The organism is Photorhabdus temperata, assembly GCF_025384845.1.
GTDB classification, from domain to species: Bacteria; Pseudomonadota; Gammaproteobacteria; order Enterobacterales; family Enterobacteriaceae; genus Photorhabdus; species Photorhabdus temperata.
In genome coordinates, this window is record NZ_JAJAFX010000070.1 from 20,576 (window position 1) to 27,483 (window position 6,908).

Annotated in this window: 4 protein-coding genes and 1 pseudogene; all 5 read left to right on the top strand. The window is 42.3% G+C overall.

Features of this window, described 5'->3' with window-relative positions:
* Positions 1-2 precede the first annotated feature (2 nt).
* A complete protein-coding gene (locus tag LGZ99_RS20590) occupies positions 3-713 on the top strand; it encodes a C40 family peptidase (protein ID WP_200875309.1) in 711 nt (236 codons plus the stop codon).
* Positions 710-1,312, top strand: coding sequence for a tail assembly protein (locus LGZ99_RS20595; RefSeq protein WP_036841083.1), 603 nt, complete (start codon positions 710-712; stop codon positions 1,310-1,312). The genes LGZ99_RS20590 and LGZ99_RS20595 overlap by 4 nt, the downstream gene beginning before the upstream one ends.
* 57 nt (positions 1,313-1,369) lie before the next feature.
* Positions 1,370-4,759, top strand: coding sequence for a TipJ family phage tail tip protein (locus tag LGZ99_RS20600; RefSeq protein ID WP_036841082.1), 3,390 nt, complete (start codon positions 1,370-1,372; stop codon positions 4,757-4,759).
* On the top strand, positions 4,756-5,928 hold the full coding sequence (locus tag LGZ99_RS20605; protein WP_262979525.1) for a hypothetical protein: 1,173 nt from the start codon (positions 4,756-4,758) through the stop codon (positions 5,926-5,928). The genes LGZ99_RS20600 and LGZ99_RS20605 overlap by 4 nt, the downstream gene beginning before the upstream one ends.
* Positions 5,929-5,952: 24 nt before the next feature.
* Positions 5,953-6,908: pseudogene (locus LGZ99_RS20610) on the top strand (hypothetical protein); the annotation flags it as partial.

Genomic DNA, 6,908 nt, shown 5'->3' on the forward strand with positions numbered 1-6,908 from the left:
TGATGAGAGATAAAATTGTTAATGCAATATTTGAGCATGTGAAAGCTGAATACCCGAAAGAGTGCTGCGGTGTCGTTGCCCAAAAAGGCCGAGTGGAAAGATATTTTCCTTGCCGTAATTTATCTAAAGAACCTACAGAACACTTTGAACTCTCATCTGAAGACTACGCGCAGGCAGAAGATTGGGGAACAATAACAGCGATTGTTCATAGTCATTGCGGTGATGGAGTCACAACTCAACCGAGTGAGCTAGATTGTTTGCAATGTGATGCTACCGGATTACCGTGGGTTATTGCTTCATGGCCTGAAGGAGATCTCCGAACTATCCAGCCGCGTGGTGATAGGCCATTAACTGGCCGGGCGTTTGTGTTAGGCCATGCCGATTGCTGGTCTTTAATTATGGATTACTACAAGAAAGAGCATGGTTTATTTCTGCATAATTACAGTGTTGATCGCCTGTGGTGGGAGCAGGGCGAAAATCTCTATATAGATAACTGGCAGAAAGAAGGTTTTGTAGAAGTTGGTGATATGCCGCGTGATAGTGACATGGTGATTATGCAGGTGCAGGCAGATGTACCGAATCATGCCGGTGTTTTGGTAAATAATGGGATGTTGCTTCATCACTTATATGGACAGTTAAGTCAGATCATCCCGTATGGCGATTACTGGCGTGACAGAACTGTGAAAATTGTAAGACGTAAGGAATTGGTATGAGCCAGTTAAAAACAGTTCGGCTTTACGGCACGCTTGGAAAACAATTTGGACGTGAACATACAATTGCAATTGATTCCCCAAGAGAGGCAATAAAGGCTCTTTGCGTTCGCTGTGAAGGTTTTGAAAAGTTCTTGAATGAAGCTCATTTGAAAGGGCTTGAATTTGCCATATTTAAAGGCAAACGAAATATTGGCAATAAAGAACTTCACTTAACCACCAGCGAAGAAATCCGTATTGCTCCGATCATAAAGGGTAATAAGCGCGGTGGGTTCTTTCAAACAATATTGGGAGTCGCACTTATTGGGGCTGCAATGTTAACAGGTCCAGCTGGGTGGGCGGCATTTAGTGCAGCGGGTACATGGGGCGGGGCGCTTGCATTGGGAGGGGCTGCAATGGCATTGGGTGGCGTTGTCCAAATGTTAGCCCCGCAACCGCCAGGTTTATCAACGCGACAAGATGCAGATAATAAACCTTCTTATGCCTTCGGTGGTGCAGTTAACACCACAGCGCAGGGCAATCCTATCCCTATACTTTACGGTGAGAGGGAAGTCGGCGGGGCTATTATCTCAGCCGGAATATATACCGAAGATCAGCAATAACAATATTTAATTAATTTAAGTAAGGTCGCTAAATGCGGCTTTTTTTATGGGTGGAATATGGCAGCTCAATTAATTCAGGGTCGCAAAGGCGGTGGCGGCAAAGGACACACGCCTGTTGAATCACCAGATAACTTGCTATCCACATCTACAGCAAAAATATTACTTGCAGTCAGTAATGGTGAGATAGCGAGTGGCTTGGATGATACAAAAATATTTTTGGATGGAACTCCGATTGGCAATTCTGATGGCTCAAGAAATTTTGAGGGAGTTACATGGGAATTTCGCCCAGGTAGTCAGCATCAGGAATATATTAAGGGAATGCCGAGTGTTGATAATGAAATCAATATAGGAATGGAGCTTAAAAGTGATCAACCGTGGATACGCTCTATTAGTAACACTCAACTCTCAGCAGTGCGTGTCCGGTTTTCTGTTCCGCAATTATTGCAGCAGCGTGATAATGGTGATACAACGGGTTATCGCATTGAATATGCGATAGATTTAAGCACTGATGGTGCGGGATTTAAAGAAGTAATTAATGCTGCATTTGACGGAAAAACAACATCAACTTATGAGCGCTCACACCGTATTAATTTACCAAAGGCGACTACTGGCTGGCAAATCAGAGTAAGAAGGCTGACGCCAAATAAGAATTCCGGGCGATATGCTGATAAAGTTAATATTCAAGCAATAGCAGAAGTTATTGATGTAAAGCTTCGCTATCCAAATACCGCACTTTTATTCGTTACATTTAATGCCGAACAATTTAATAATCGAATTCCGAAAATTAGTGTCTTATCTAAAGGACTATTAATTAAAGTTCCATCAAACTATGATCCTGTCAATCGAACGTATTCTGGAATGTGGGATGGTACATTTAAATTAGCGCATAGTAGCAACCCAGCCTGGGTTTTTTACGATATTCTATTAAGTAAGTTATACGGTCTTGGTGACAGGCTGGATACGAGCCATGTTGATAAGTGGGAGCTTTATAGAATTGCTCAGTATTGCGATCAATTGGTACCAGATGGCCGGGGCGGTAACGGAAAAGAGCCGCGCTTTATGTGTGACGTGTACATACAAGCGCAGAATGAAGCCTACTCTGTATTACGTGATCTCGCGGCTATTTTCCGTGGAATGACATATTGGTCAGATAATAAAATCGTTGCAATTGCTGATATGCCGCGCGATGTTAGCCGTATTTTCACTAAAGCATCGGTTGTTGATGGAAAATTCAATGGCGGTGGTGGTAGTCTGCGTAATCGCTATACTCACGCTCTTGTGTCGTATGGCGATCCTAGCAATCACTATAATGATGCCATTGAAGTTGTTTCTGATAATAAATTGGTTAGACGATACGGTGTAAATCAAACAGAAATTACGGCTATTGGTTGTACTCGTCAAAGTGAAGCTAATCGGCGCGGAAGATGGGCCTTGCTAACTAATGCTAATGATAGAACTGTATCATTTGCTACTGGGTTAGAAGGAAAAATACCACTTCCCGGAGATATCATTGGTGTTGCAGATGAACTGTTTTCTGGGCGTGTAATCGGTGGCAGAGTATCGGAATGCAATAGTAGAAAAATCACGCTAGACAGAAAACCAGATGCAAAAGCTGGTGATCGGCTCATCATCAATATGCTATCTGGTAAATCAGAAGCAAGAACGGTCCAAGCGGTAAATGATAGGGTGGTAACAGTAACTACAACCTATTCAGAAGTACCACGAAAAAATGCGGTGTGGTCTATTGATGCTGATGATCTAGCAATTCAGTTGTATCGTGTCACAAGCATTGATGACAACAATGATAATACATTCACTATTAACGGTGTTTGTCACAATCCCGATAAGTATAGTCATATTGATACTGGCGCCCGAATTGATGAACGCCCTATCTCTGTTATCCCACCTGGTGTTCAGCCACCAGCAAAAAACGTTCGCATATCTTCTTATACTAAAATAGTGCAGGGGCTGGCTGTAACTACATTGCGAGCTGATTGGGATGCTGCTGACAGCGCTATAGCTTATGAATCGGAATGGCGAAAAGACAACGGTAACTGGGTATCCGCGCCGAGAACGTCAGCCCTGGGCTTTGAAGTCGATAACATCTATGCCGGTCGTTACCAAGCCCGCGTTCGTGCAATCAATGCCTCTGAGATATCGAGTGTTTGGGCTAACGCTCCTGAAACAGTGTTGAAGGGTAAAGAGGGTAATCCTCCTATGCCTTTGAATTTCCGTACAACCCCGATTATTTTCGGTATTCAGATTGATTGGAACTTCGGTGATGATACTTCAGACACTCAACATACTGAAATTCAATATAGCAAGACAAACGATGGCAATGATTTGATGCTGTTGTCTGACGTTCCTTATCCTCAGCGAACTTATACGATGCAGGGTCTTGCTGCGGGTGTGGCTTTCTATTTCCGTGCACGTTTAGTCGATAAGACCGGCAACCAAAGTCAGTGGACTGAGTTTATTAAAGGGGCGTCGTCTTCAGATGCAAGTTGGATAATTGACGCTGCGGGCGATCAGTTCTTATCAACAGATGCTGGGAAAGCGCTGCAATCTCAGATTGATGATAATGCTGAGGCTGTGCTTGAAAATGCGGCGGCGCGTGATGCAGATATTAAGCGCTGGATGAAAGAGAACGGAGACAGAAAAGCGGAGATTGTTGAGATACGCGAAGTACAAGTATCAGACAAACAGTCATTTGCACGTTATCAACAACAAGTATCTAGTCAGTTTGGGAATACAAACTCAAGCATTTTAGATATTAAAACGTCAGTATCTAAATTAAATGAATCAACAGCAAAAGATATTAATCAGGTTAAAGCGGAGGTTAATGATAATACAAATAAAATCACTTTAGCTAAAGGGCTTATTCAAGAGAATAAAACGGCAATTGCAAATACGGATAACGCTTTGTCTGAATATAATACACAGACAAGTGCCGAATTCAAAAAACAACGAGCTTTAATTGACACAAAAGCGACTACTGTTTTTGACAAAAAAGGAGACGGCTCAGCAATATATACAGTAAAAGCCGGGATTAACTATAACGGGCAATATTATGGTGCCGGGATGGTTATTGGCTCCGAAGTTAAGAATGGACAAGTCACAACAAATATTGGCTTTAATGCTGAAACTTTCGGTGTTTTTAATCCGGCAAATAACAAGCTTGAATCTGTCTTCTTCATCAAGAACGGGCAAGTGTTCATGCGCAGTGCATTCATTGACAGTGCGACTATTCAAGAGTTGCTTGTGAATGTTGATCTGAAATCAGTAAATTACATTCCGAACAAAAGCGGCTTTAGAATTGATGCAAACACGGGCCTCATGGAAATGAATGGAACAAACGGAGGGTATCGAACACAACTCACAAGTCGAGGGTTTTATTTGTTTGATAAGAACGGTACAGCAATAGTTGAATGTGGGGTTTTTCTATGAGTAATTACGGACTAAAAATAACAAACCCTAATGACGGAGTGTCTTTTATCTTCAATGAAAAAACCTCTCCGTGTGCGATTATATGGTCAAGAGCTGTAGAGGCCAGCCGGGGCGATATCTTGAAAAACCCTACTGTAGGGCAGAATGGATTCTGGTATGACTGGGAGTGTCCCGTAAAAATTCCCTCCGGCTATAGATTCACAATAATCAAAAGTGGTGGGATGGCAATAGTAAAACGTCGATACACTGGGCGTGGGGTCTTTTTTGATGGCGCACTTGAGATGATTCAGTATTCTGAAAATAACGGGATAGTGACCGTGTCGGGTTTGGGTGATGATACACAAATCTTTGTTGATCGACTGGCATTAAACAATCTTATAAAAATCATTGCGTGGCCTGACCCTAAATTAAAAACGCCGGGCTTAAATTATGGCTTGCGTGTTGCGGGTAACACGGTCTTTCTCAATGAAAAACCCCCAATGGGTTATGGATATGCTTTTCATAAAAAGAAAATGAATATCAATGGGATTTTTAATCCAAAAGATGTTGATCCGTCACTCACAATAGATAATGCCATATTCTTTTTCTATACAGATAATTCAGACGCCATCATGAGAGCGAGAGAAGATTATTCATATTTGGATTATTCCGTGTGGTCGGAATATGTATGTATAAATAAAAAGACCGGCAAAGAAATGAGCGCGAATTGGTGGGTTGTTGCGTTTACTAATCCAAAAGGAAATGAGCTATCTGGAGGAACGGGGGGATTAAGAATAAGAAACATCAAAGGGGAAATCACTTTTTCATCTTATTACGGTGTCTTATCGCTTCCTGTTCAGGTGCCTGGGAATAATTTTTTTGCCGGTAAAGCGGTGAGTCTTCCAAACATTAAACGCCCGATGTATATGCCAACGGTTGTCGGGCAGTCTATATTTCAGCCGAACTATGACTGGTGGAACTGGGTAGAAGAAAGGTGGGAAAGGCCGACTAATTTTTATTGGATTGGGGAATTATGTTTAGGTAATAATGACAAATATTCACTGTCTCTTTTCAATCTTGCTAGGGTTCAGGATGGGGCAGGTATGCAGAACTACAAAGACGGATACAGAGAAGTCAAAACCAGTCAGCCAATTTTAATATTGGATGCCGAATCTCACTTTAAATTTTAATCGTTTTACATTTCAGGTAAATTTATGTCTTCATACAACTTCGGCACAATTTCAATTGCTGTCAACTCAGATATCGCAACCGGAACTGGAACTCACTGGAAAGATAATAAATTCGGTGTTGCTCCGGCTCAGACTATTTTAATCAAGGTCGGGAATGCTTTTAAGTTATCAGCAATTAAAAACGTTAATAGTGATACTGAATTAGTCTTAATCGATAAATTCCCGGATGCGGTTTCTAATGCTACATATTTTATTCAAACATCGGTTCCAGATACTTACTCTGATGCAGCCCGAAAAGTTACGGCGCAATTGGGTTATACAGATGAGCTGTTATTCAATTTGAATAAATGGATGACGGAGAGCGGGGTGGTAACTGTTGTTACGCCCGAAGGCAAGACAATTCAGCTTAAGTCTATCAATGCGCTTGCATCAGATATCAGCAACAGACTGACAAAAGACCAAAACGGGGCCGACATCCCTAATAAAAGTGAGTTTATAAAAAACCTGGGTTTAGCGGAAACGGTGAATTTGGCGAATAATGCGGTACCGAGCAGCCGGAAAGTGAACGGGAAGGCGTTGACCGGAGATATCAGTTTGAGTGCGGGGGATGTGGGGGCGTGTCGTGCTTATAGCGGCTCGATCAATACCGGTGGTGGTACATGGACTACTAAAGAGTTTATCGTATGGCTTAAGCAAAACGGAGCCTTTGATGTTCCATATTGGATGTGCAAAGGCTCATGGTCATATGCCGGCAATCGCATAATCAACGATACGGGTTGCGGCAATATCTGTCTTGCGGGGGCTGTGGTTGAAGTCATGGGCGTAGAATCTGCAATGACTATCCGTGTTACGACACCGACGACAACAAGCGGAAATGGTATCGCAAGCGTACAATTTACTTATATTAATCATGGTGAAGAGTACTATCCGGGTTGGCGTAGGGACTACAACACAAAAAATAAGCCTTCTGCTGAGGATGT